Source organism: Roseateles koreensis (genome assembly GCF_028595305.1).
Classification (GTDB): Bacteria; Pseudomonadota; Gammaproteobacteria; order Burkholderiales; family Burkholderiaceae_C; genus Paucibacter_A; species Paucibacter_A koreensis.
This window is the reverse complement of the sequence record NZ_JAQQXS010000021.1, coordinates 1-24,628: the sequence shown is the minus strand read 5'-3', so window position 1 is coordinate 24,628 and position 24,628 is coordinate 1. Positions and strand designations below refer to the sequence as shown.

General features: G+C 56.1%; 18 protein-coding genes and 1 pseudogene. 9 read left to right on the top strand and 10 right to left on the bottom strand.

Annotation, left to right across the window (positions count from 1 at the left end):
* Positions 1 to 9: 9 nt before the first annotated feature.
* The 7 genes from PRZ01_RS18170 to PRZ01_RS18140 form a co-directional block, all read right to left on the bottom strand.
* Positions 10 to 1,044: a YagK/YfjJ domain-containing protein gene (locus PRZ01_RS18170; protein WP_273598261.1), complete on the bottom strand. Its 1,035-nt coding sequence runs from the start codon at positions 1,042 to 1,044 to the stop codon at positions 10 to 12.
* Between the two features lie 506 nt (positions 1,045 to 1,550).
* A complete protein-coding gene (locus PRZ01_RS18165; protein ID WP_273598260.1) occupies positions 1,551 to 2,660 on the bottom strand; it encodes a hypothetical protein in 1,110 nt (369 codons plus the stop codon).
* 82 nt (positions 2,661 to 2,742) lie between these two features.
* The gene (locus tag PRZ01_RS18160) at positions 2,743 to 4,569 is read right to left on the bottom strand and encodes an AAA family ATPase (RefSeq protein ID WP_273598259.1); all 1,827 of its coding nucleotides are present in this window, start codon (positions 4,567 to 4,569) and stop codon (positions 2,743 to 2,745) included.
* A 142-nt stretch (positions 4,570 to 4,711) separates the two neighbouring features.
* Positions 4,712 to 4,972 carry a helix-turn-helix transcriptional regulator gene (locus PRZ01_RS18155; RefSeq protein WP_273598258.1) on the bottom strand — a complete coding sequence of 87 codons (261 nt, stop codon included), beginning with the start codon at positions 4,970 to 4,972 and terminating at the stop codon, positions 4,712 to 4,714.
* Positions 4,973 to 5,212: 240 nt separating this feature from the next.
* Positions 5,213 to 5,890, bottom strand: coding sequence for a hypothetical protein (locus tag PRZ01_RS18150; protein WP_273598257.1), 678 nt, complete (start codon positions 5,888 to 5,890; stop codon positions 5,213 to 5,215).
* A gap of 990 nt (positions 5,891 to 6,880) precedes the next feature.
* Positions 6,881 to 7,132 carry a hypothetical protein gene (locus tag PRZ01_RS18145; protein ID WP_273598256.1) on the bottom strand — a complete coding sequence of 84 codons (252 nt, stop codon included), beginning with the start codon at positions 7,130 to 7,132 and terminating at the stop codon, positions 6,881 to 6,883.
* 487 nt (positions 7,133 to 7,619) lie between these two features.
* Positions 7,620 to 8,192: a hypothetical protein gene (locus PRZ01_RS18140; protein ID WP_273598255.1), complete on the bottom strand. Its 573-nt coding sequence runs from the start codon at positions 8,190 to 8,192 to the stop codon at positions 7,620 to 7,622.
* Between the two features lie 229 nt (positions 8,193 to 8,421).
* Between PRZ01_RS18140 and PRZ01_RS18135 the strand changes: the two genes are divergently transcribed.
* The 7 genes from PRZ01_RS18135 (at position 8,422) to PRZ01_RS18105 (ending at position 21,779) form a co-directional block, all read left to right on the top strand.
* On the top strand, positions 8,422 to 9,843 hold the full coding sequence (locus PRZ01_RS18135; protein WP_273598254.1) for a YfjI family protein: 1,422 nt from the start codon (positions 8,422 to 8,424) through the stop codon (positions 9,841 to 9,843).
* Positions 9,844 to 10,205: 362 nt separating this feature from the next.
* Positions 10,206 to 11,141, top strand: a complete 936-nt coding sequence (locus PRZ01_RS18130) for a WYL domain-containing protein (protein WP_273598253.1) — start codon at positions 10,206 to 10,208, stop codon at positions 11,139 to 11,141.
* On the top strand, positions 11,138 to 14,659 hold the full coding sequence (locus tag PRZ01_RS18125; RefSeq protein WP_273598252.1) for a helicase-related protein: 3,522 nt from the start codon (positions 11,138 to 11,140) through the stop codon (positions 14,657 to 14,659). The genes PRZ01_RS18130 and PRZ01_RS18125 overlap by 4 nt, the downstream gene beginning before the upstream one ends.
* Positions 14,656 to 17,493, top strand: a complete 2,838-nt coding sequence (locus tag PRZ01_RS18120) for a DUF1156 domain-containing protein (protein WP_273598251.1) — start codon at positions 14,656 to 14,658, stop codon at positions 17,491 to 17,493. The genes PRZ01_RS18125 and PRZ01_RS18120 overlap by 4 nt, the downstream gene beginning before the upstream one ends.
* A 12-nt stretch (positions 17,494 to 17,505) precedes the next feature.
* Positions 17,506 to 20,418 (top strand): ATP-binding protein, encoded by a 2,913-nt coding sequence (locus PRZ01_RS18115; RefSeq protein ID WP_273598250.1) that lies wholly within the window; start codon positions 17,506 to 17,508, stop codon positions 20,416 to 20,418.
* Positions 20,419 to 20,487: 69 nt separating this feature from the next.
* Positions 20,488 to 21,228, top strand: a complete 741-nt coding sequence (gene sfsA / locus PRZ01_RS18110) for a DNA/RNA nuclease SfsA (RefSeq protein WP_273598249.1) — start codon at positions 20,488 to 20,490, stop codon at positions 21,226 to 21,228.
* A gap of 122 nt (positions 21,229 to 21,350) precedes the next feature.
* Positions 21,351 to 21,779: a DUF3293 domain-containing protein gene (locus PRZ01_RS18105; RefSeq protein WP_273598248.1), complete on the top strand. Its 429-nt coding sequence runs from the start codon at positions 21,351 to 21,353 to the stop codon at positions 21,777 to 21,779.
* A gap of 71 nt (positions 21,780 to 21,850) precedes the next feature.
* Here PRZ01_RS18105 and PRZ01_RS18100 read toward each other — a convergent pair whose 3' ends face one another.
* The gene (locus PRZ01_RS18100) at positions 21,851 to 22,666 is read right to left on the bottom strand and encodes a hypothetical protein (RefSeq protein ID WP_273598290.1); all 816 of its coding nucleotides are present in this window, start codon (positions 22,664 to 22,666) and stop codon (positions 21,851 to 21,853) included.
* Between PRZ01_RS18100 and PRZ01_RS18095 the strand changes: the two are divergent.
* A pseudogene (locus PRZ01_RS18095) lies at positions 22,583 to 22,871 on the top strand (GIY-YIG nuclease family protein); the annotation flags it as partial. The gene PRZ01_RS18100 and the pseudogene PRZ01_RS18095 sit on opposite strands and share 84 nt — an antisense overlap.
* Entirely contained in the window at positions 22,868 to 23,170 is a 303-nt protein-coding gene (locus PRZ01_RS18090) for a hypothetical protein (RefSeq protein WP_273598247.1), read from the top strand. The pseudogene PRZ01_RS18095 and the gene PRZ01_RS18090, both read left to right, overlap by 4 nt.
* 155 nt (positions 23,171 to 23,325) lie before the next feature.
* On the opposite strand, the gene PRZ01_RS18085 is transcribed toward PRZ01_RS18090, so the two are convergent.
* Together PRZ01_RS18085 and PRZ01_RS18080 are read right to left on the bottom strand one after the other, a co-directional pair.
* Positions 23,326 to 24,051 (bottom strand): recombinase family protein, encoded by a 726-nt coding sequence (locus PRZ01_RS18085; protein WP_273598246.1) that lies wholly within the window; start codon positions 24,049 to 24,051, stop codon positions 23,326 to 23,328.
* Positions 24,052 to 24,426: 375 nt separating this feature from the next.
* Positions 24,427 to 24,628, bottom strand: a 202-nt coding sequence (locus PRZ01_RS18080; RefSeq protein WP_273598245.1) for a hypothetical protein, incomplete at its 5' end; no start/stop codon positions are given.

The window sequence follows — 24,628 nt, the reverse complement described above, 5'->3', positions numbered from 1 at the left end:
AATGCGGAACTAGTTATCAGCACCATACATTACCCGTCGTAGCGACCGAATGAAGTCTATGGGTAAATCTTGCTGCCTCTTTGGTCCCGGCTTTGGACTTAATCGGACCAAGCTCTCACTACGACCAAACGTGCGAGCGCCATTGGGCAAGAAGAATCCCACCGAGAAGTCAGGTTTTGCGAAATAGCTCGCAATTTTGTTAATGCCCTGCCAGGCACAAGTATCACTAAACAGAACTTGACCGAGCGCGTTATATTGGTAGGAATTTTTGAAATTAGCATTACAGTTCACGAAATAGCCGTCACCACAGGTCAGGCTCACCCATTCATCCCCCAGTTTTTTTACAGCCCAAACATCGTTATTTGCTTTGTTTGCGTCCAATAGCAGAGTTACGTGAATGTGTGGCCCTTTTCGGTCTCCACTCTCTAGTTTCCAGGCATATCCAATGAGCGCTTCACCATATAGCCCCGGAATCGTTCGGAGTAGCGAATCACGATCACGCGCAAATTGTTCGCCAGTCAAAAGGTCTTGTTGAAACCGCCAGGATCCGGCAGTCCTGTAGTGGCAGTCTATCCGGCACACCAGTAGTCTCGTGGTCTGTTCGAATCCCTGTAAGAATAGATCGATCATTCGTTTGTAGACGTTGTTTCCATTACGTCTACTCTGATTCACGATACGTCGGTACTGGAGTGAATTCATTCTCCTCTGCAGTTTAAATATCGCAGCCTTCATTTCAACTAAAAACTGAAGGGAATTCTCATTGCTCCAGCTGTCGCCTTCTTGGCATTGCATGCCCCAGCGCCTTGATAGCTCAAGCAGTTCAGGAAATCCACTCCATTGATGAACGGTTAATCCCGACCTATAGATCATTCCAACAAGACAGTAAAGATTTTGAACCGGTTCAGGGAGGAATAGCAAATGATCTCGCTGCTGAAGCATCGAAATCACCTCTATGTTGACATGCTCCAATTCATGGAAAACGCCATCGATATATGACTGATCCCATGTTTTTGCCTGATTGGTCATTTGTGAACTAAAAATCATTGCGTCACCTTTTGTGAGTCCATTGCTCGATTCACAAGGTTATGCGGATTGATATTTTGTTACTCTGGCTCCTCATATTTTCGTCACTCTACTTTGCGAGTAGATCAACTGTTGTAAGTTTATTCAATCAAGTGCATCGGTATTTCATAGGCTATGTCTTGATTACTATTTGTTAAATATCAAATAACCGAATTGTTGATGGTCGAGAAAAGTGAGTGCTCGGTCAATTGCATTCCTTGTCATCAATTAAAGCAATATGTAATAGCAAGACGACCCTTTGAGGCCGGTAATTAAGTTAGTGTCGAATTTACTTGGGTTTTCATTCAATTTCATCAATATTAGCCAAGCGGTTGATCTCACTGCCAAGGCGGCAAACCGAGTAGGAGAGCCTTACCTGAAGTTCTGCCAACACACGCAGCAGTCGACTGGTCATTCGGTTTGATAGGGCGCGTCATCGCGCGGGTCAGTCAGGCAGCAAACATGACCCAAGAGCGTGACTCGGGCGGTCACAAGGGCAACAGCGGGGAGTCACGATGAACGGGCGGAAGTGAGGGCCCTCCCGAATCTATCCAGTTGCAAACAATTTTCCGGACATGTCGGGCTTTTTCCTGGGCGATCTTCAGGTAATCACGTATCTCTTTCACCGTGGGCTTGACGCGTCCTGCAACGATCTCTGGCCACACAACAGCCGCCCAGTCTTCTATCTCCGACCGTGACGTTTGCTTAGTAATGCTTCCGACAGCGATTACCGAATGAGTAGTGCCATCCGTGACTGGCAGCGGTTTCGTAGTGACCGCAATCGGTGCCGTGACTGACTCAATTGCTGGAGCGACATGCAACTCATTGCGCCGGGCCGTCCGCACGGCATTGCCCCTGCCTGCCAGGTTGCGGTTCTGAAAATGTAGGGACCAGCATAGGCAGCCAAGTCCTTCAAGTATGAAGGTGATCGGGAGCACGGTGATCCAGCGTGCGCTCTCGCGACTCACGCTCAAGGTGCTCGCTAGTCTCGCCGTGACCGGGTCGTCACGTGCCGCAATCCTGCGTCGGTCCAGTTGGTCACGCTTGTCCTTCCAAGCCCGCACCTCCTCGGCCTCGGCGTCCAGTGACGCAATGTGTCCGTTCAGCGCGGTCAGCCGCGCTCGGTTTGCAGCGCACTTATCTTCGCATTCAACGCGGGAGCGCCGAGTCAGTTCAAACATCACCTTGGATCGCTCTTCAAGAATTGCAGAGAGGTTGCGCGGCTGTGCGACCAGGTCCGCCAACGGGGCCGAATCAATTGCATCGACTCGTCGCTGACCGATTTGCTCTTGTACGTCAATCAGGAAACTGGCATGGCTGTAAGCTGCATAAGCCATGCAAGCACTCCACACTAGGTAGCCGATTAGGCGCAGCCTCAAGGGGGCACTGCTGCACTGCGATGGCAGCAGATGCCCGGCCAGCACGGCGATGACGCCAACGCTGGCCAGGAGCAGCCTTTCGGTGTTGGATCCACCACGCTGCCAGCCGACTTGCACCGAGACGGCCAACGAGATCGTGCTCGCGCAAAGCGCCAGCAGCAGGCAGAGCCAATTTGGTCCTGGCGCTGAGTGTTCAACAAATGTTTTTTTCACGTTCATGTTCGCTCGCTTCACTTGCTACCGTAAAGCATGGCATGGCTGACTTGGTCATCAGCACATCGATCATGCTGGTGCAATGCCGTCACTGTTCCCACCAATTCATGGCAGCCAACTGGTCAGCAATCTGTTTTCTTAGGGAGTAGTCCTTGGTGTCAACTTCATCTTCGTTGTCGCCGTCAATCTGGATGTCCATGGACCGGACCACGTGATGGGCAATGCTCTCAACCTCATCCGTGAAGACATCGACATCGGTGATGGACGCCAGTTCACGCCGACTGAATTCATTTCGACAATCCTTGATCGCCTCAGCCAGATACCAGCTCACCTGCGCCTTCTCGTCGAGCACCACGCCAACAACCGCAACTGGTGCAACTGGCGCAACTGGTGCAACAGAATGACGGCGATCAACAAGCCCAACCGGCGCAACTGGAGCAACTGGAGCAACTGGAGCAACTTGTGAGGTGCGGGCCGATGCCAGTGAATCAATCCCGACTTGCGCATGGTGCACCCCAAGTGGATAAAGAGGGGTGGCACTATTCGGCAAACCCGTAGCTGCGAAGTCAACCTGCGTGAAAGTCGCGTGGTTTCGCCGATCCCAGTTATTAGGACTCGCGACCTGTACCCCAGCGTTGGGGTCGCTCCATCCCTGTCCTGCACTCAGGCCAGCATAGGGCGCCAGAGGATGACCGATGTCGATGGCCTGGGCAAATGGGCTGCCGTGGTTCATCACGGCGTGCGGCCGCCACGATGGTGGTGTTACTCCGGGCTCGATGGTGGCTTGTTTCAAAAACCAAATCGACGGGCTGGCCGATCCGACCCCCTTCTGCTTTTCGCAACCGACAAGGTCTCGCAGTTTGGCTTTTGCCCTCTTGATCGAGGCCGTCGATATACCCTGCGCCCCGGCAAGTTGTTCCAATTGCGGCCACGGCATCGGGCAAGGCGTCAGCACTGTTAGAAGGAAGTCGCAGGCCTGTTTGACGGCGTCACTGGGCTCATCACTGTCTTGTGTTCCATGGCTGCCTTCGGCGTCTCTTAGGATATCGGCTGCCGTGCCATGCAACATCTCAGCGTCCCAGCGTAGTTTGGACGTCTCGATCGGCCCCTTTGGAGAACCGAAGGTGGTGCCTTCGACCCAGTATCTGAAGCCCCCGCCATCTGGACCGATGTTGCTCTTGACCCGCACCAGCACACTGCCGGCGTCATCACCGGCCTTGCATTTGGCCGTCATCAGCACAACACGCGGGTAGGCGGCGAAGGCAAGGCTTCCGGTAACGCGCTCCAGCGGAACCTTCTTCTGACCACCCTTGCTCACGTGTGTGAGGCCCAGGATGGCGCAACCTGTTTCCGCAGCGAGTTCCACCAACGGGTCCATCGAACGACGAACATCCTCGTTTTTGTTCGAGTTGCCAGAAACCGCTTGCACAAGCGAGTCGATGATCACCAACACCACGTCGCCGAGTTCCGCCAATTTCTGGCGCAATTTAGGCACATCAGTCTTAAAGTCAAAACGCCGAATGCGCCCTCCGCTGTCGAGGGTCCCTTCAATGAAGTGAACGTAGGCAAGGTCGGCGCCCATGGCGATCAAACGGGGAACCAGGGTGTCGCTGACGCCATCTTCGCCAGACCAGATCAGGACGTGCCCCTGAGGCGCCTGGCTTCCGTCCGGCCAGTTCATGCCACCGATGCTGCCTTTGGACACGATGGCGGCACAGCAACATGCGATTGTGGTCTTGGCAGTTCCAGGCTGCCCAGCCAGAACAGCGAGTTTTTCGCGCGGCAGAAAGCCTTCCCAGACCCAGCGAATAGGCTCTGGCGGCACCTCCGCCGCAGTGATGAGTCGCACGCACGAGTGAACCTGCGCCGGACGAGGAGTGCGCGGAAAGCGCTGGTCATGAACGGTGACTGTCATTTAATTTTCCTCACTACAGCGATGAATCCTGCAGGTGCGGCCTTCATCGCGATCATGAAACTTGTACCGATGGTTCTCAGAACAAGACAAATTGGCGAAGCAAGCCGCACTTGCCTGACCGGTGGGTGTTCCAGCGGCTTCACTACACGCCCTTGTTGACTTTCGCCGAAGCGCGGCTCTTGTCGGCCCAGGTCTTGAGCCATTCATCGATCTCGGAGGCGATCCAGAAAATCGAACGACCACCACCCCCCAGGCGGATCGGGAGGGGGAAGCTGGCATCGAAGTAGGGTGAGTTTTTATCCATCCAGGAGTACAGCGTGCCGTTCGCCACGGGTATCAGTTCCTGGAGTTGGCGTTTGCGCAGCAGTCGGCGCACATCGGATTGGACTTTTTCGATTGACATTGCTGGCTCCTTTTCGTCGTTGAATGCAGCCATTGCAGTGTCCAAGGCCCTGCCAATCCGCGTAAGAACTGTGAGCCCAATCGCGTAGGTTGTTTGCCTGCAAACCTCCCAAAAATTTGCATGGCTTCGAACGCTTTCGGACACACGCGGGGTCGATTCCCAAGGCCTCAGGACTCGGAAAAATCAAACGGGCAAAAAAAAAGCTCTCCGGTTGGGAGAGCTTTTTGCGTCAGGCGAGTTCTATTTCTTCTTGGCCGCAGTCTTTGGAAACAGCTCTGCGGCGTCTGGCAGTTCTTTGAGCCAGTCGCTGACCGTTTTTTGCGCCTGATCAGGGCTGAGCTTGTGCCCATCGCTGACAGGCGTTTTAAGCAGGGCCTTTGAAACAGTGATGGCGGCCTGCCTCAAAGAGGGCCAGCCGTTTGCCGGTCGCATCTCACGTTCGAGTTCAAAAGCCCGGGACTTGGATTTGTCAATGCGAGCCTTGCGCGCATCGGAGCCTGATCTCGCCACGCTCGATCTTGCGTCTTTGTAGGCCGCTTGTTCAGCCAGATCCAGCGCCCCTGAGGCGTTGACGACGCCGGACCAGAAATAGGCTTCAATCAGGTTGCCTGCAGCAAGATTTCGATCGCCATCCTTCAGTGCATGTGCGGCCTGTGCTGTGTAAAGGCAGGCGATCTGAATGATGTGCTGATCGACGTTCGCCACATCAGACTTGCCTGCCATGGACATCAGGTCTTCGAGCAACTCATCGGCGCGGTAGCCTGAGACCAGCAAGGGCCCGATGACCTCTTTTTCGAAAATGCTCCTGTCTGCACCGGGCTTGATCTTTGCGTAGGCGCGCATCAGGTTTGCCGACACGATCTCTACACGTTGTTCCAGCGGAATCTGCGCGCGACTGGTTCCCGTCTCAATAATCAATTTATGCTCCCTGCTTTAGGTTGGTGGGCAATGCTTACACCCACGGGATTCGTCACGAGTTCACTGCGTCGCCTGAGCGAACTCACTTCACAGGCAAAGGCATTGCACTCGCGCGACCGCCTTCAATCCTACTCACCGATGTTGTGCACCAGCCTGCCGCAAGATCGGAATTCGTTGGAAAGTGTGCCAAGTTGGGCAAATGGTCGGTAGGGCTGGTTGAAGCCAATTGCCTTGTTAATAGGTCGGCCAAGAGTCTGAAGCCGATCCGGCATGTGTTGGTTCGCGTTGCACCACCGCGTATACCGGCATGCGATTTAATCTAGATCGGAAAAAGATCTCAACGGCACGGACCAAGGTTCGGAAAAGCGTTGCAACCATGGAGTCACGGGGTCGGCACTGGATGCGTGCCGCTCCACCGGGCCAAAAAGACGCACCGCTAGAGAACTGGAAGACACCGCCTCGTTGGAACGAACTGCAACTGCTTGGGCCCAAATCTACTGAATTCAATCAGATCAATGATTGGTAGATAGGATGGTAGAGAGGAATAAAAAACGGGCCGCTAAGGCCCGTTTTTGCTTACTTTCTGGCGGAAGCTGTGAGAAAAAAACTCACTTCCACCAAAACCCAGTAAATTCGAGGGTTCTAGAGGTTTTTCGTAATCGATTTTGTCATACCTCCTTGGCATAGTCAAACCGGCCTCAGCCGGGTCAAGATGGCTGGACAATTCGGGACCCGGCTTGCTCAAATCGTGTTCCGGTACCTCCGTGTTTAACCGTTAAACATCCTTACGCTCGGCCAGGAGGACCAGCTGCCCGAACTGTGATGTTCCGCAGGCATTCACGCAGAAATAGGTACGCCCGGCGCAGAAAGTGGTTCGCTTGACGAAGAAATGGGTACGGCCACCGGAGAGATGTGCTGCTGCAGAGTATGTAGTGCAAGTGCACACCATCGGGTTCGGGATAAAAGGTCAACGGGCTGCTCCGCCCGACATTACTCTCTTCGACCTCGAAATGGCCCGAAATCAGGGCGCGTTGGAATCGCCTCTTCAAGCTTTGCCAGCATGGGATCCGTGGACGTATCGGTCATGCGAACGAAGTTCTTCGCTGCATCGAGATCTTTCGAAGCTGCTTGGGCGGCACGGCCTAGGTGAAACGCAGAACTCAGCTTGACCGCGGCCAGATCCAGTTGTTCATCGATCAGTTTGTTGAAACGGCCTTCTGGTGGCGTGTCCTTGTGAGTCATTGCAGTCTCCTTGGGTGCCCTATGTTCCGCCATTTGGGGTTCACGTGCTAGTGCGTGTCTAGTCTATTGCGGGCCGCGCGGTCTACGAGCAAACAAGGTTCGTTGGGCGGTGGTTGCGCAGTCTCAATCAGTGTCTACGAAATCGGCAGTAGCCCAATGAGCTAGGTAGGGCAGGGCGATCACCCCTCGGTCTGCAGCACGAGTGTGTCCGGCGTGCACACATGGCGAGCCCATGGCCCTGCCCCAAGGCAAGATTAGGTGTATGAAGAGGGGACCGCAAGGACTTCTAGGAGCCCTGGTCGGCGACGGTGCAACTCAGCGAGCGCGGATTGCGTCATGCGGCTAGCTTTCGACGTTTGACACCTAGCTTTCGATGTGCCCCGAAACCGCAGAACCGCAGAACCGCAAGGGGTAGAGGCCGTTTGGGAGGCGCGACCCACTGGCTTAGGAAGGCGAAAAAGACCGCCCCAAAAGGGGCGGTCAGCGATCAAAGAAAGTCCTCTTCGAAATACTTTTGTTTCGAATCCATGCTGGAAGCTTCAAGCTGCTGTGCAAAGTGCCCCAGGCGTTTCAGCACAAGGTCAGCATTGCTATTGGGCACGACTGAACTTTCTGAATGGAGTACATGCAAACACACGTACGCATTCACAAGTTCGAGTTCCATATGAACGATACCAAGGGGCACCAACTCCATCCAGATGCTGTCCGCCAGCATGACTTCTAGCAATTCGACGTTGCAAAGACTGCTAGTTCCAGGTTGTGTAACAAGGTCCGCTGGCTTGACTCTGCCAACCAGCAGTTGCACCACAAATGCAGGCACGCTGAGTAGATCAGCACATGCGCCCACCAGGTCATCCGGAATTCGGTGGATGGCCTTTTGACGCGAGGAGAGTTGGCTGAGGTAGCCAACTGTGACCCCCAGAAAACGGGCGAGATCAGCGGTACTCCAGCCGCTTTGAGCAGCATGAATATCGAGGAGCCGAATCAGAATGGGTTCGTCCTGTTCCTGGCATAACTCATTTACGTAGCGGCTTGCATCTGGCACTTGTAGTTCGATCATGTTTTGTCCTGTATGCCGGGCAATGTGCCGACTCTATGTATAGCTTCAACAATGCAGAGTCAGCAGAAAAAGCAAAAAATTTCTCAGAAGGCGGCGTTTCGCATAAACAGGCTGTGAGTTCTTCATAGACAGCTACATCCAGTTTGAATTAGCAGACTGGTGTGCGTTTGTGCATACACATAAGCGCGCTTTTAGTCGGACCCCCGACTGCTTAGCAAACGACCTCCATATGAAAAATGATCTTCCAGAAATTTTGAGTTTTGAAGAACCCAGCACCAACGAGGAATGGCTTGGCCCGCCGCTTCCCCTGGACGGTGCATCCTCAGCGCCAAACCCGTTTCCCATGGACGCACTACCGCGTGTTTTGTGTGATGTAGGGAGACTGATCTCGGATGCAATTCAAGCCCCCGATGGCATCATCGGCGGCAGCCTGATCGCGGCTGCAAGTCTTGCGGTTCAACCGTTCGGCAACGTGCTGATGCCCCATGGTTCCGTATCTCCGCTCAGTTTGTTCGTTATTTCAGTCGCAGAATCTGGAGAAAGAAAGAGTGCTGTTGACTCAATCGTGCTGCGGCCCCACAGGGCCTTCGAGAAGTTCCTGGCTGATCAGCAAAGGCGGGAAACGCAGCCTCAGAAGAGCGCCGGGCATGCGGGTCGCGGTGAGTTGGATAAACCACGGGATGCCGTGTTTTTGACGGGCGATCCGACGATTGAAGGCTTGTCGAAACTTCTCGGAACCGGTTTGCCAGCGTTGGGAATTTTCTCAGCTGAGGGCGGACGCTTTATCGGTGGCCATGCAATGTCTGATGATGCCGCGCTGCGCACTGCCGCCGGCCTGAACCAACTGTGGGATGGTGAAGCGCTCGACCGGGTGCGAGCGAAGGAGGGTGCGGTGAAGTTGTTCGGGCGCCGCGTCGCGGTGCATTTGATGATTCAACCGCGTGCGGCCCTAACTTGGCTGGCTAATGCAGCACTGCAAGACTCCGGCTTGTTCGCCAGGTACCTAACGTCATATCCAGGCAGTACCGCTGGCACGCGGATGTATCGAAATATCAATGTTGTGCAGATGCCAGAATTCCTCGCGTACAACGACGCCATTTCGTCCATCTTGAATACGCCCTGGCCACTCAATGAGTTTCATGAACTCGCGCCGCGAGGCCTTGTTGTCGAAGGAGAGGTGCTGGATGCGTGGATAGCAATGTTCAACGATATTGAACACGCTATTGGTCAGGAGTTTCATCCCATTCGCCGATTCGCCTCCAAAGCCGCTGAGCAGATCCTGCGCGTAGCCGGCTGCTTTACTTTGATACAAGATATGAACGCTTCTTCGATCAATTTGCAGCAGCTAATCGGAGCGGAACGTGTCGTTCATTTCTATCTCAATGAAGCACTTCGGCTCGAAGGATCAAAGGTCCACAGCGTGGCGACCAGTGACGCTGCAGTGTTGTGGACTTGGTTGCGAGATCGAAGAGTCTCCAGCATTTCCTTAGGAGAACTGGTCAAAGCTGGCCCCGCAAAGCTGCGGCGTGCTGACGGCGCAAGGGCAGCGATGTCTGTACTTGCAGACCACAATCTAGTGCGACTTATGCCTGACGGTTGCATCTGGGACGGGGTTCGACGCAAGGTAGCGTGGCAAATCCGGCTTGGCTGAACAGACCGCCCGTATGCGGTTCTGCGGTTCTGCGGTTCGGTGTGGATACGACTCCGCAAATGACTGGTGGCACACGATCAGTTTTACACAGCCGATAGAAGAATCAATACTGATTTACAAGAAATGTCATACAACGACCCTGGGGGGCCTCGGTCCGCAGTTGGATGTATCGCCGCCAACTTGAAAGAAATTGAAGCGAGCGGTGCATCAAATTGGTGAACGACTCAGGTGCTTTCCTTGGCGTGCTTGAGTCGTTGTTGGGGTAGTTTGGCGGTCTATTTGTACGAGCTCTACCTAATCAAGATGATGAGTATGGTATCGTCTTTCTGATCTTATTCAACATCTTCTAGCGGGCAATCAGCATGGGAAAGGACAGCTTGGCCGTATCAATGGATGTGCCGCAGGCACAACGCGAACGCCTTGCGTTCCTTGAGTTGCGAGCTTTCTTTGCCGGTGAGCTGCGGCGAGGGGACATCGAAGCTCGTTTTGGCGTTAAGCCCGCGGCTGCTTCACGGGACTTGAGCTCTTATCGCGATATCGCCCCGGCCAATCTTGATTACGACGTGGCTGGGCGGTGTTATCGGCCGTCCGATTCCTTTAGTCCGGTTTTCCCTTTTTCGACAGAACGAGTCCTGGCCTGGCTGTTGCTAGGCTTTGGTGACGGCCTCGATCTAAAGCTGCGCCAAGCAGCGCCTTGTGAAGGGCCGGGTCAACTGATAAAGCCGAACTTGGATGTGCTTGCAACCATCACCCGAGCCTTGGTTGCCAAGAAGGCAGTACGAGTCAACTATTTATCGCTGTCTTCCGGCGAAACATGTCGCGATCTGGTGCCGGTTGCCTTGGCAGACAACGGGTTTCGCTGGCACATCCGAGCGTTCGACCGTGACAAGGCTCGATTTGGCGACTTCGTGCTCACGCGGCTGACAAAGGCTCAGATGATCGAAAGCGAAGTGCAGGAGCATGAGCTCTTGAGCGCCGACGAACAATGGGCTCGGATCGTTGACCTAGAGCTGGTCCCGCATCCGAGCATCTCATGGCCCAGTGCCGTCGAGGCAGACTACGGCATGTTGGAGGGTGTTTTGCGTATCAAGGCAAGGGCCGCCCTTGTCGGCTATGTTTTGCGGCGATGGTCTGTTGACAGTTCGCCCGGACATCGGCTCGATCATGCGTCGCATCACTTGTGGCTACGCAATCCGCAAACGCTCTATGGAGTTGAGAGTGCCACTCTTGCGCCGGGATACTTTGACGCGGGCGAGACTGCAGCCGATGAGCAAGCAGCACAGGGGAGGACCGAATGAAACTCGAACAAATATCCAAGGGCGCCCAGATATCCGGCATCGAACCCGGCAAGGTGGTGCGTGTGGTCAGCGCCGACCCCTTGGGCGACAACGCCGTCACGGTCGTCTACAAAGCCGATGACGGCCGCTTGGGCGAGCGGGTGCTGTTCCGCTCCAACGAGTCGGAGCTCAACATCGCATCCGTTGGGCGTCCCTGGAGCTTCGACGCTGACGGTGCGGAATTCAAGCTTGCTGCCGAGGCCTACCGGATCAACCTCGCGCACCTGTTCGATCCCATGATGGCGGTCCATACGTCGAACGTTGAGCCGCTCCCGCACCAGATCACCGCGGTCTATGAGTCCATGCTGCCAAGGCAGCCGCTGCGCTACGTGCTGGCCGACGATCCGGGTGCTGGCAAGACAATCATGGCGGGACTCTTAATTCGCGAGCTGCTGATGCGTGCAGACGCCGCCCGCATCCTGATCGTGTCGCCTGGAAGCCTTGTGGAGCAGTGGCAAGACGAATTGTTCGAGAAGTTCGGGCTCTCGTTCACGCTGTTTGGTCGCGACTTGATGGATCAAAGCCGGTCGGGCAACCCGTTCGACGACCACGATTTGCTCGTTGCCCGGCTCGACCAGCTTTCGCGCAGTGAAGAGCTCCAAGAGAAGATCAGGAATTCCCGTTGGGACCTGATCGTGGTGGACGAAGCCCACAAGCTCTCGGCCACTTGGTTCGGCACCAAGATCAACGAGACCAAACGCTTCAAGCTGGGCCAGCTCTTGGGTTCTGTCACCCGGCACTTCTTGCTGATGACGGCCACGCCCCACAACGGCAAGGAGGAGGATTTCCAGCTCTTCATGTCGCTGCTGGACTCGGATCGCTTTTATGGCAAGTTCCGCGACGGAGCCCACAAGGTCGATGTGACCGACCTCATGCGCCGGATGGTTAAAGAAGACCTGTTGAAGTTCGATGGCACGAGGCTCTTCCCTGAGCGGGTGGCCTACACCGCCAACTACAAGCTATCGGAAGCTGAGGCGCAGCTCTACAACGACGTAACGACCTACGTCAAAGAAGAGATGAACCGCGCGGATCAACTCGACGGCAAGCGCAAGGGAACAGTCGGCTTCGCCCTGACGGCCCTGCAACGCCGATTGGCATCAAGCCCCGAGGCGATCTATCAATCCTTGAAGCGGCGCCGCGAGAAGCTCAAACGCCGGATCGAAGAAGAGAAGATCAAGCAGCGCGGGGGCGGCAAGTCATTGGCGGAGACCTACGCGGATAAGGCGTCCGAGGACATTTGGGATTCGGCTGACGACATGGCCCCTGAGGACTACGAGGAGTTCGAAGAGGAAGTCGTTGACCAGGCCACCGCCGCCCAAACCATTGCCGAGCTCGAAGCCGAAGTCTTCACACTGGGGCACCTCGAAGAACAGGCGAAGACCTTGGTCCATTCTGGACAAGATCGCAAGTGGGAGGAGCTGCGCGAGCTCTTGCAGAACACGCCTGAGATGCGTGGCCCCGATGGCTTGCAGCGCAAGCTCATCATCTTCACTGAGCACCGCGACACATTGAACTATTTGGCCGACCGGATTCGGGGCCTCTTGGGCAAGCATGAAGCCGTCGTGATGATCCACGGCGGGGTTCACCGCGAAGATCGGCGCAAGGTTCAAGAGCTGTTCCGCAACGATAAGGACACACGTGTCTTGCTTGCCACGGACGCGGCGGGGGAAGGCGTGAACTTGCAGAACGCCCACCTCATGGTGAACTACGACTTGCCTTGGAACCCGAACCGCTTGGAGCAGCGCTTTGGCCGTATCCACCGCATCGGGCAAACGCAGGTTTGCCACTTGTGGAACATGGTCGCCGCCGAAACCCGCGAGGGCGACGTGTTCCAAAAGCTCTTCGACAAGATCGAGATCGAGCGCAAAGCCTTGGGTGGCCGTGTGTTCGATATCTTGGGCGAGGTTTTCGAGGGCGTGAGCCTGCGGGACTTGCTGATCGAGGCGATTCGCTACGGGGAAGACCCGGCCCGCAAGCTCCATCTTCGCGAAGTGGTCGCAACCGCGTTGGAAACCGAGAAGCTCCGCGAGATCATCAAACGCAACGCCTTGGCCGAAGAAGTCATGAGCGAGGAGCGCCTGTTCGCTCTCAAAGAAGAGATGGAGAAGGCCGAGGCCAGAAAGCTCCAGCCCTATTTCATCCGGTCATTCTTTGCCCAAGCCTTCGAGCGTCTTGGCGGGGACCTGCGCCCGCGTGGATCAGGCCGCTACGAGATCACGTTTGTTCCCGCGAACATCCGCGAGCGCGACCGCCAGATTTCGGGGCGGGATCGCCGCAACATGAATCCGGTGGTGACCAAATACGAGCGGGTCTGCTTCGAGAAGAACAAGGTCCGCATCGAGGACAAGCCCAATGAAGCGGTGGCGAGCCTCTTGCACCCGGCCCATCCTCTCATGCAGTCGGTTGTGGACCTCATGATCGAGCAGCACCGAGGCAAGCTCAAACAAGGGGCGGTGCTGGTGGACCCCAACGACGAGGGCATTGATCCGAAGCTTTTGTTTCTGATCGACCATTCGGTCAAGGAGGGCGGCGAGTCGGGCTTGGTTGTATCGCGCCGCTTGCAATTCGTGACCATCGACCGCCACGGCCAAATCTGCAATGCCGGTTGGGCGCCCCACTTGGACCTCAACCCCATCGAGCCGGATCAGCGGGCCATGGTGGCAAACGAGATCGATGCCGACTGGATCAAGAAAGACCTGGAGGAGGCAGCTCTCAGCCATGCATCCGACAAGCTCGTGCCCGAGCACTTCGAGGAAGTCAGGGAGCGCCGCGAGCGCCAGATCGACAAGAACCTCGCGGCGATCCACGAGCGGTTGGTCAAGGAGATTGACTACTGGTCCGACCGCCACGAGAAGCTCAAGACCGACCTATCCGTAGGCAAGGATGTCCGGCTTCCCTTGGAGAATGTCCGGCGCACGATTGATGAATTGACGGTGCGCCTTGAAGCCCGCACGAAGGGGCTTCAAGCCATGCGGCATGTGGTCTCTGGCATGCCGGTGGTCGTAGGCGGCGCCCTCGTGATTCCGGCGGGGCTAATAGCGATGCGAAGTGGGGAGGTCGAAGGCCCGACATGGTCAGCCGATGCGCAGGCCAGAGCCCGCGTCGAGAAGGTCGCCATGGAGGCCGTCCGCAAGGCGGAGCAGGCCAAGGGGCACCAGGTAATCGACGTGTCCGCCGAGAAGTGCGGATGGGATTTGACGGCGATTGTCCCGGTGGTCGAGGGCAAGCTCCCGCAGGCCCGCCATATCGAGGTCAAGGGACGATCCAAGGGCCAATCCACCATTACCGTTACCCGCAACGAAATCCTCTATGGGCTTAACCAGGCCGACAAGTTCATCTTGGCCATCGTGATCGTCGATGGCGACGACCATGAAGGCCCCCATTACGTCCGCAACCCTTTCACGCAAGAGCCTGATTGGGCGGTAACCAGTATCAACTTGGACCTCGCGTCTCTGCTCGAACGGGCGCAAGCATCATGACCATCAAAACACCAAAAAAACTCATCGAAGTGGCTCTGCCACTGGACGACATCAATGTCGCATCGTCCAAGGAAAAGTCGATCCGCCACGGGCATCCGTCCACGTTGCATCTTTGGTTCGCCCGCCGGCCGCTGGCTGCAGCGAGGGCGATCCTGTTCGCTCAGATGGTCAATGATCCAGGCTACGAGCGCCATCTAGGGCGCGGCGTCAACAAAGAGAAGGCCAAGATCGAGCGCGAGCGCCTGTTCAACATCATTCGCGATTTGGTGAAGTGGGAGAACACTGACAACCAAGAGGTGCTCGACCGAGCTCGGGCAGAAATCCGAAAGTCGTGGAAGGAGACCTGCGACCTCAATCCGGGAGTGCCCGGATTCGACCCTAACGTCTTGCCAGTCTTCCATGACCCGTTCGCTGGCGGTGGTTCGCTTCCACTGGAGGCCCAGCGCCTTGGATTCGAGAGCTACGCGACTGACTTGAATCCTGTGCCCGTGGTGCTGAACAAGGCCATGATTGAGATTCCACCGCGGTTCAAGGACAAGCCGCCAGTGGGGCCGCAGTCATTGGCCGCGAATCAAGAGCGCATTCCCGAGCGCTGGCTTGGAGCCCGAGGACTCTCTGAAGACCTGCGCCGCTATGGCAAATGGGTCGGGCAGGAGGCCTCCAAGAGGCTCGCCAAGCATTACGCACCGATCAAGCTTCCCAAACGGCTGGGTGGAGGTACGGGCACCGTGTTGACTTGGCTTTGGTGCAGGACTGTCGCGAGTCCCAACCCCGCAGCGGGTGGTGCCCATATTCCGTTGGCGAAGTCGTTTCAGCTCGCCACGCGCGAAGGCAGGGAAATGCACATCGTTCCCAAGGTCGCCGCCGACAAGCGTAGCTACTCGTTTGCAATCCAGGAGGGAGGCAGCCCGAAATTGACCAGCACGGTCGGTGGCCGTGGAGGGATTTGCATCCTGACAGAGTCACCAATTCCATTGACCTATATACGAGCAGAAGGGGTCTCTGGGCGAATGGGTCAGCGGATGATGGCTGCCGTAGTCAATACGCCCAATGGCAAGGCTTACGTCGCGGCCAGCGAGATGGAGGAGCTGGACTTCTCTGCCATCGAACCCACAGCGCCGGAGGCGGACATCCTGCATTGGGCAGGTTGCACCAATGTCGTGGTCTATGGCATGAAGACCTTCCAGAGCCTCTTTAATGTCCGGCAGCAATTGGCTTTGTCCACTTTCGGGGCTTTGGTGGTCGAGGCGCGCGATGTCATTAAGCGCGACGCGATCAAGTCAGGCTTAAAGGACGATGGTTTGGGCTTGGAGCAAGGCGGCATGGGCGCCACCGCCTACGCCGAGGCAATATCTGTTTACTTGACATGCGCGATTGGGCGGGCGGCCGACTACTGGAACACACTGACCTCATGGGAGTCGGGCGGCGAGTTTGTCGCCCACGCGTTCACTAAGCACGCTCTGCCCATCGTTTGGGACTACGGCGAAATCAATCCTCTGACGGATGGCGGCGGTTCATGGGTAAGTGCATTGGGCTGGATAGCGCGCGTGATCGATTTGCTTCCTGCCTACAAGACAGGGCACGCGATGCAACTTGACGCGGCCAAGTCCAGCATTCCGAACGAGTCGCAGACGGTGGTGTCCACCGATCCGCCGTATTACGACAACGTTCCGTATTCGAATCTTTCGGACTTTTTCTACATCTGGATGCGCCCCTGCCTGCGACAAGTCTTCCCTGACATCTTCGCGACCAGGCAAACGCCGAAGGCCGACGAGTTGGTGGCCTCGCACAGCTTGTATGCAGACATCAACGATGCGATGCGCCACTTCACCGACGGTATGACATTGGCTCTGCGCCAAATGCATGCGAAGTCCAACGAGTCGGTTCCCGTCACCATCTACTATGCGTTCAAGCAAAGCGACACAGGGGCAAGCGGCACGGCGTCTTCCGGCTGGGAAAGCTTCCTAGAGTCGGTCATCAAGGCCGATTTCGTCATCACAGGAACTTGGCCCGTGCGCACCGAGCGCAGCAGCCGGGGGCGGGCTATTGGATCGAATGCTTTGGCCTCCTCCATCGTGCTGGTGTGCCGAAAGCGTGATACAGATGCCCAAACGGTTTCGCGCCGGGAGTTCCAACGCGAGCTCAAGGATCAGCTTTCCGAAGCGCTAGACGTGATGATTGGCGGAGCCGAAGGGGTATCGCCAGTTGCTCCCGTTGACTTGGCCCAAGCAGTCATCGGCCCTGGTATGGCGATCTTCTCGAAGTACTCGGCTGTGCTCGAAGCTGATGGTAGTCCGATGACCGTCCATACTGCGCTGACTATCATCAACAAGATGCTCACTGAAGGCGCAGACGACTTTGATTCCGACACTCAGTTCTGCCTCTCGTGGTTCGATGAGCAAGGCTGGTCGGCGGGCGAATTCGGGCAAGCCGACGTGCTGGCCCGAGCCAAGGGGACAAGCGTACAAGGCGTGGCCGCCGCTGGCGTGGTCGAGTCGGGCTCAGGCAACGTCAGGTTGTTCAAGCCTTCTGAATACCCGTCGGATTGGCTGCCGGAGAACGACAACAACACGCCGGTTTGGGAGGCTTTGCACCAAATGATCCGGGCGCTGCAAGCCCAAGGCGAGTCTGCGTCCGGAGAGTTGCTCGCAGGAATGCCCGCCCGAGCCGACCACATTCGAAATCTGGCCTATCGGCTCTACACCCTGTGCGAGCGCAAGGGCTGGGCGGAAGAGGCCATGGGCTACAACGAATTGATCACCTCTTGGACGGGCATCGAAAACGCCTCGCACGAGAAGGGCCACTTCGGATCGCAAATGTCTATCGAGGATTAAGGGAGAAAAACAATGAGTCTGAAACCTTGGCGCGAAATCGCCGTCCCCCACGAAGATGTCTTGAAGGGCACTTTCCAGCAAGCCGAGTTCGCCGCCGACATCTCCAAGGTGCATCAGGGCATCGCGACCGAGGAGTATCAGGACGCGGCCCTGTTCTTTCAGCGGACCTTCATCACCGAAGGCATGCGCCTCTTGCTCGACTCCGTCGTCAAGCGGTTGGCTGGCAAAGGCGGCGACCCGGTCGTGCAGTTGCAGACCGCCTTTGGAGGCGGCAAGACCCACACGCTGTTGGCGGTCTATCACCTAGCCAAGGGCGCAACCACCGCAAGCAAGATGCAGGGTATTCCGCCGATCTTGGATGCTGCAGGTATCACCGAGTTGCCCAAGGCCCGCGTGGCAGTGCTGGACGGCGTGGACTTGCTGGACCTCGCGAGCAAGCCGCGCGTGTATGGCAAGACCACCGTAAAAACGATCTGGGGCGAGATGGCTTGGCAGTTGGGTGGAGAAGCCGCCTTCGCCAAGCTTTCGGAAGCTGACCGCGACGGGACGGCTCCGGGAAAAAGCGTGCTGGCCGACATCATTGGCGGCAGCGCGCCTTGCATCATCCTGATGGACGAGTTGGTCCGGTACGTTTCGCAGTTCGAGGAGGGCAAGACGCTGTCGGGCGGCACCTACGACACGCAGCTCTCGTTCATCCAGTCGCTGACCGAAGCCTTGAAGGCCGTGCCCAATGCGATTCTTCTGGCGTCGCTCCCGTTCTCGGATCGGGAGGCAGGTAGCCAGCAGGGCGTGAAGGCCTTGAGGGCTTTGGAGCACTATTTTGGACGTGTGCAGGCCTTGTGGAAGCCGGTGGCGACCGAGGAGGCCTTCGAGATCGTTCGCAGGCGCTTGTTCGCGGATGTCACGGATCGTCTCGCCGCCGAGGAAGTGTGCCGCGCCTATGCTGACTACTACACCGCCAACGCGGGCGACTTCCCGCCCGAAACCCAAGAGACCGGCTACCTAGATCGGCTTAAACACGCTTATCCGATCCACCCGGAAGTCTTCGACCGGCTCTATGAGGATTGGTCGTCGCTGCCTAACTTTCAAAGGACACGCGGTGTCTTGAAGCTGATGGCCACAGTGATCCACCGTCTTTGGACCACCGGCAACAATGACCTCATGATTCAACCAGGGAGCCTCCCGCTATTTGATTCAGACACAAGAAACGAAACGATTGTTTACCTTGAGCAGGGCTGGGACCCCGTGTTGGACCGTGATATTGACGGCGAACGGGCCGCGAGCACCGAGCTCGACAACGCCCGCCCACTGTTCGGTGCGATCCATGCATGCCGCCGCATTGCGCGAACCGTGTTCTTGGGTTCAGCCCCTGACGCCGGAGCCGTGGGTGGCGCCAAGCACCACCGAGGCATCGAGTTGGAGCGGATGCTGTTGGGCAGCGCGCAGCCTGGCCAAGTGCTGGGTCACTACAAGGATGGTGTACGGGCCTTGGTGGACCGCTTGCAGTACATCAACAGCGCGAACAACCGCTTCTGGTTCGACACGCGCCCCAACCTCCGGCGCGAGATGGAAGACCGCAAGCGGCGGTTCGACATGCGCGAAGACGTATATCCCTTCATCAAGGACAAGCTGCGTTTCGCCAATGGCGTCTTTGGCGGCACCCATGTGTTCACGCCATCGTCGGACGTGCCGGACGACTGGCAGCTCCGGCTCGTGGTGCTGTCGCCGGAGGCGACCTTCAGCAAGGGTGCTCAAAGTCCTGCAATTGATGCAGCCACCGCAATCTTGAAGGGGAGGGGTGACCAGCCGAGGCAAAAGCAAAATCGTTTGGTCTTCTTGGCCCCTGATACCGACAGCCTTCCTCGCCTGAGAGATCAGGTAACTTCACTTCTGGCGTGGAAGTCCATCGTTGATGACGTGAAGGAAGGGCGCCTCAATCTCGACGGTCATCAGACTAAACAAGCATCGAAAAGCCTTGAACTCGCCAACGACGCTTTGGGTCGGATGGTGCGCGAGACCTTCAAGTGGCTGCTGGCGCCCTTGCAGGAGGCCAAACCCGGCAAGGGCATTGGAGAGCTTCAGTGGGACCACTTCCTGATCAATCCGACTGCTGTTAACCGCACCGAGGAAATCGAGAAGGTACTCAAGGAGCATGAGCTCCTGATCACCGAGTGGGCGCCGATTCATTTGGCCAAGATGCTGCAAACGTGGTTTTGGAAGGACGACGCGACGGCGGTCGGTGCCTTGGAGACGTGGCAGAAAACTTGCTGCTACCTCTATCTGCCGAGACTGCGCGAAGCCGATAATTTGAGAGCCACCATTGCCGCGGGCGCGGCCTCCCGCGACTTCTTCGGCATCGCTTACGGGCGCGAGGAAGGCCGATTCCAAGGCTTCAGTTTTGCGCAGAGCACTACCCCGATTCTTGATGATGCATTGCTGCTGATCGAGCCCAAAGCGGCGGCAGCGTTTGCAGCCAAGCTCGCTGAGGAGGCTGCAGAGCGAGCGGCAGCGGCCAAGGAGAAGGAAGCGGGAAGCACAGGCGCCGGAGGCGGGTCCAAAGGCGAATCCTCGGGCGGAACTTCTACTACCTCGACCGGCACGGGCGAGGGATCAGCTGGCTCGGGCGGTGGCGGTTCGACTGGTGCCGGATCGGGAACAGGCACGGGTTCGGGTGGCGGCGCAGCATCGGCCAAGAAGACGATGTTCTTTGGCTCCGTGGAGCTCGATCCGGTCAGAGCCAAGTTGCAGTTCTCGGATGTTGCCGAGGAGGTGCTTATGCTGTTCACGCAAAAGCCCGGTGTGAAGGTGCGCATCTCCGTCGAGATCGAGGCCGAGTCGCCAAGTGGCTTCGACGATGGTATCCAGCGGGCCGCGCGTGAGAACTGCGATCAGTTGAAGTTCAAGAACCGGGCGTTCGAGGACTGAGCGGGCCGAGAGAGTGCCCCCGGTACCTACGTGCGCCAAGTGCGCCCGAACCTTTAAGGTTAGCTTTCCATGAGTCGCGACATCATTTTTATGACGTTTCCTCAGCCGCAGCGTGAGGCAGTGTTTTTGCGCCGACCGCAACGGTTTCTGGCTGAAATGTCTTTGCCAGGAGGGTCAGATGAGCTGGTCTACTGTGCAAACTCAGGTGCCATGACTGGCTGCCTGACCTCCGGCATGGCAGCTCTACTTTGGGATAGCGCGGACCCGAAAAGAAAGCGTCGGTACACCTGGCGAGCGGTTGAGTTTGAGGATGGCTGGATCGGAACGGATACACATCTTGCAAACCGCATTGTTGAGGAGGCTTTGAGGTTGCAATTGGTGCCGGGCCTTGAGAGTTATTGCACGCTGGCCCGTGAGCAACTGGTGGAGGTAGGTTTCCGCGTGGATTTTGTGCTCACCGGCCCTTACGGTGAGTGTTTGGTTGAAGTGAAGAGCGCTACCGTCGTGGAAGGTGGAGTCGCCCGCTTCCCTGACTCTGCTACACCAAGAGGTGTCAAACATCTAAAAGCGTTGAAAAGCCAAGCTTTGGGAGGAAAGCGCTCTGTCCTGCTCTTTCTTGTTCAACGAGCTGATGCAAAAAGTTTCGTGGTCAGCAATACACACGATCCCGTCTATGCCGAGGCCTTCGATGAAGCCGTTGCTTCAGGCGTTGAAGTGATCGCCCTAGCGGTTGCAGTCAGCCCTGAGGGCTTTGGCATACCCCAAGTACTTCCTTACGCCAATGACTCACTGACGTCGGTGAACACATGAACGGAAGAACGAACAAGGGCGGAATGTCTGCCAGCAGTTGGACGTAAGGCTGCGCCAGGCCAGGATTTCAAACATCAGTGCATAGCTGTCCTTTGCCTAGGCAGTCAATTTTGGAAAAGCAAATGAATTTCGAATCAATCATCGAGCCTGAAACCCGGCGTGCTTACGAAGAGACTGAATACAGGGTTATCGGTGAATCTCCGTTCGTTTTACGAATAGGTGTTGCATCGCAAGAGTTGGCGACCGTGCAGGTAGCAACAGGTGTTCTTAGCAGTGCCTTCGTTACGGCCTGCAACCCTTTTGGTGCCGTTTTGACTGATGAAGAAAACTCCCGGCGGCAAGTCGAGCTTGCGCAGGAATTGAAGACGCGTAGCTTGTCTTTTATTGAGGGCGTTGGTCAGCATCCAAACAATAATTGGCCGGGAGAATCGAGCTATTTGGTGCTGGGATTGAATTTGGAGGCAGCCAGGACGTTAGGCCACCGCTTAGAGCAAAACGCAATTGTTTGGGCAGGCGATGACGCCGTACCTCAACTTGTTTTGCTTAAGTAGCCTGCAGCAAATGACCCGATGACTGAATTTAGGCGAAGAAAAAAGGGCGCACTAGGGCGCCCTTTAAAATATTAACGAAGCGTGGCTTCTAAATCCGTGTCTGTCAGTTGATCGAGTCCCACTCGTAGTAGCAAACGATAAATGTTCGAAAGCAACCGAGGCGGCGCACCGTTTGCATTTCGGGAGCACCCTTTGAATGCTTCGTACATGCATAGCTCTGCTGCCCGCAAACTTGGATCAGTAGCATCGCCCGAAAACGGTCGAGGCATAGACCAAGCTGGATCGTCCCGCATATCAGCTGCGCGAATTCGCTCGGCGACAAGATACTGCTCATCTGGCGCTAGCCAATCGATTGGCCGAATAGTCCCTGCAAGCATCATCACGATGACCGGTGGCAGTTGCAGCAACTGGGCTGCAGACTGAACAAAGTCCACGCCCACATTCTGAATTTGTTTGATTCCGCTGCTGAGCTGATGCAGGTAGCCCGGAGTAACGTTTAGGTCTGCGGCGATTTGTTCAATCGTCCGACCCTGGCGCCGAGCGGCGTCTCTGATCAATCTGATCAAAAGCGGCGCGCTCTGTGCAGATGCAGGCTCTGAATTGGTGTTGCAAATTTGCGAATGCGTCATTGTTTGCATTGTTTGTCCTAGTGAAAACCGGAAACCGGCTTTTTGTATAGACAACAAACTACGCAGGTGTTGAAGAAATTCAAATATTTTTGAAGCGTACCTGGTACCTGTCCACCCAACCCGACCGCCAACAAGTGCCGGCCCAACGGTTTTCGCGATTTGCGGCGCTGGGGCACCTACTTGTTGTCTGCCGTGGAAGTGGTCGCGACCTACAAATTGCACAATGCGAATAGAACGCGACTGGAAAGTATCTTCCATCGTCTATTTAGATCCGCGCAGCTTGACCTAACTATTGATGACCGCTTCGGGAATCCAGTAAGCAGTAAGGCCGAGGGAGTGGTTCATGGTGCCCCATCATGTGATTGATGAAGCCGTCCAGCGTCTTCAGGATGGATCAATTACACGGGTAATATATGACCTCAAGTCAGCAAATTTGGTTGAATGCGGAAGCAAGAGCACATGAACAAAGATCAAGAGCTCATCGATGAGTTTGTCCGTGTCAGCGAGTATCCGGACGTCATAGTTATCTTTGTAGGAGACATCACATGGTCGGGGCATGAACCCTCGATGAAGTGGGTGCCTTTGGTTGCCCTCTCGCCTGACACTCCACCACACAAAGTTCAGCAGCAGGCGGCTTCGGTGATCCAGCGCAAGCGCTACTTTGCCGTCTGCAAAGAGTGCTCGCAGCGAAATCCTGTCGGTTGGATGTCCAGTGTGACGCTTTGCCAGTCTTGTGCTGAAGAGCAAGGGGCGGTCTTTTAAGGCGCCTTGATGTCGCCCTTGATCGTGTCGATGTGGAAGCTGTGCGGTTGACGATTTAACGGTTAAACACAGTTTGCGGTTGGCGCCGGCATATATCAAACGCACGTAGATCGAATGTGAACATGGTTCGTGTTTTGACTAATCAAACATGGCAGCTACCCTCTTCGCCCACGAAAAGGGCCGAAGTCAGAGCGCGAGGGAACGTCACCTTCAAGTTTTGTCAACAGCGCATTCATGGACGAATCAGAATCTGTCATGCGAGTGAGGTTGGCTGCCACACAGTCTGCCAGGGCTTGGCCTTTTATAGAGCAGTACCGCTTGACCGTAGACAGTGACAGACCGAACTGAGCTGCAGTTTGACTCATACTGGCGCCGTTAACCCTCCGCCACTGCGCAACTTCACCTGGATTGGCCCCGAAGGGACGGCCCATGCTTGTCTTCCCCCGGTGTGTCTTGCCGGTAGCATCCAAGGTGGATCGGGCAGTCGCTCTGCCGGCAGCAGTACGCTCAGCAATTCGATCTCGCTCCAAGCTCGCGACCTGAGCCAAAACTGCCAGGATCAACTCGCCAACCCCCTTCGAAATCAAGCCGAGCCCATGAACATGTACCGAGACACCTCGGCCAATGAGATTTCGAACCGTGGCCTGGACATCCAAGGCATCGCGACCCAACCGGTCAACTGCGGACACGAATAAGGTGTCCCCCTCCCTGGTGTATTTGAGGAGCTCGCTGAATCCAGGGCGGGCCGCAGCCAGGACGGCACCGCTGACCCCTTCATCAATGAACTCTTTGTCGAACGCTATGCCGCAACTAATTGCGCTTCGCTGGGATTCGATAGTCTGGTCGCGGGTAGAGACTCTGTAATAAGCGATGCGGGCCATGGGTGTGCTTTGTATCAAAAGATATATAGCGATTGCGAGCCTGGCTTGCAATGACTCACAAGTAACTTTTGAGCCTAATGAGCTGTCCATTTGCTCTGGTGTCAAAAGGAACAAGTTTTGACCCCTGGTTGAAAGTAGGCCGGATCGCCAATGGCCAGCCTGCAGCATGCTACGCAGGTTTCAACCGTTGAAAGTGCGATTCACCATCGCTGCACAGGGTCTTGGCGACCACCCGGCTATCAGCGACTTTCAACGGTTGAAACCTCCAATGGACTCAGGAGGTAAAACCCGTTCTTTTTCGGCATGGGCTCTGACTCTCATACAAAAACTCGCAGCGAACTTGTTGTTTTAGTTCAAGTTCAACGATTGTGATTTCTATTTTTCTACTTTTTCTGGAAACGCATCTTTCAATAGCAGAGTTAAGTGTTTAATAATCCAGTCCACTTCTTCAATAGTTAGTCTGACCTGCAATACCTCGCCAACCCGCATGAACACTGGTGATTTGGGGTGAATGCCGATGGTCGGAACTCCCAGGAAGATATCCAATCGATATTGATTTCTGGGAGTTCTGGAGGGG

Excerpts from the sequence above, each read along its gene's own strand:
- PRZ01_RS18090 (WP_273598247.1), top strand. The coding sequence starts at position 22,868 with ATGAACAAAGATCAAGAGCTCATCGATGAGTTTGTCCGTGTCAGCGAG.
- PRZ01_RS18105 (WP_273598248.1), top strand. The coding sequence starts at position 21,351 with ATGAATTTCGAATCAATCATCGAGCCTGAAACCCGGCGTGCTTACGAA.
- PRZ01_RS18115 (WP_273598250.1), top strand. The coding sequence starts at position 17,506 with ATGAGTCTGAAACCTTGGCGCGAAATCGCCGTCCCCCACGAAGATGTC.
- PRZ01_RS18170 (WP_273598261.1), bottom strand. The coding sequence starts at position 1,044 with ATGATTTTTAGTTCACAAATGACCAATCAGGCAAAAACATGGGATCAG.
- PRZ01_RS18165 (WP_273598260.1), bottom strand. The coding sequence starts at position 2,660 with ATGAACGTGAAAAAAACATTTGTTGAACACTCAGCGCCAGGACCAAAT.
- PRZ01_RS18100 (WP_273598290.1), bottom strand. The coding sequence starts at position 22,666 with ATGGAAGATACTTTCCAGTCGCGTTCTATTCGCATTGTGCAATTTGTA.
- PRZ01_RS18155 (WP_273598258.1), bottom strand. The coding sequence starts at position 4,972 with ATGTCAATCGAAAAAGTCCAATCCGATGTGCGCCGACTGCTGCGCAAA.
- PRZ01_RS18120 (WP_273598251.1), top strand. The coding sequence starts at position 14,656 with ATGACCATCAAAACACCAAAAAAACTCATCGAAGTGGCTCTGCCACTG.
- sfsA (WP_273598249.1), top strand. The coding sequence starts at position 20,488 with ATGAGTCGCGACATCATTTTTATGACGTTTCCTCAGCCGCAGCGTGAG.
- PRZ01_RS18145 (WP_273598256.1), bottom strand. The coding sequence starts at position 7,132 with ATGACTCACAAGGACACGCCACCAGAAGGCCGTTTCAACAAACTGATC.
- PRZ01_RS18125 (WP_273598252.1), top strand. The coding sequence starts at position 11,138 with ATGAAACTCGAACAAATATCCAAGGGCGCCCAGATATCCGGCATCGAA.
- PRZ01_RS18130 (WP_273598253.1), top strand. The coding sequence starts at position 10,206 with ATGGGAAAGGACAGCTTGGCCGTATCAATGGATGTGCCGCAGGCACAA.
- PRZ01_RS18085 (WP_273598246.1), bottom strand. The coding sequence starts at position 24,051 with ATGGCCCGCATCGCTTATTACAGAGTCTCTACCCGCGACCAGACTATC.
- PRZ01_RS18140 (WP_273598255.1), bottom strand. The coding sequence starts at position 8,192 with ATGATCGAACTACAAGTGCCAGATGCAAGCCGCTACGTAAATGAGTTA.
- PRZ01_RS18160 (WP_273598259.1), bottom strand. The coding sequence starts at position 4,569 with ATGACAGTCACCGTTCATGACCAGCGCTTTCCGCGCACTCCTCGTCCG.
- PRZ01_RS18135 (WP_273598254.1), top strand. The coding sequence starts at position 8,422 with ATGAAAAATGATCTTCCAGAAATTTTGAGTTTTGAAGAACCCAGCACC.